This is a genomic window from Stenotrophomonas sp. YIM B06876 (assembly GCF_030711595.1).
In the GTDB taxonomy this organism is placed as follows: Bacteria; Pseudomonadota; Gammaproteobacteria; order Xanthomonadales; family Xanthomonadaceae; genus Stenotrophomonas.
In genome coordinates this window covers 1-405 of sequence record NZ_JAUJUJ010000592.1, presented here as the reverse complement: position 1 = coordinate 405, position 405 = coordinate 1, and the positions used below count along the sequence as shown (strand labels likewise).

At 70.4% G+C, this 405-nt stretch carries 1 protein-coding gene; it reads right to left on the bottom strand.

The window, feature by feature from the left end; genetic code table 11:
* A partial coding sequence (locus QZH66_RS18630) for a TRAP transporter large permease subunit (protein WP_305807266.1) occupies positions 1–405 on the bottom strand: 405 nt, incomplete at both ends.

Here is a 405-nt window from a genome sequence, read left to right as displayed (position 1 = left end):
CAGCGATGCGCCGACCGACACCACGGTGAGCACCAGCAGCGAGGGCAGGCCGCTCTTGCCGCTGTCTTCGCGGATGGTGCGCGCCTCGGGCGGCAGCGCCGGCACCCACTGGGGCTTGAAGACGGCCAGCAGGATCACGTAGAGCGCGTAGAGGCCGGTCAGCATGAAGCCGGGAATGAAGGCGCCCTTGTACATGTCGCCGACGCTGCGGCCCAGCTGGTCGGCCAGGATGATGAGCACCAGCGAGGGCGGGATGATCTGCGCCAGCGTGCCCGAGGCGGCGATCACGCCGGTGGCGAGGCGCCGGTCGTAGCCGTAGCGCAGCATGATGGGCAGCGAGATCAGGCCCATCGAGATCACGGACGCGGCCACCACGCCGGTGGTGGCGGCCAGCAGCGCGCCAAC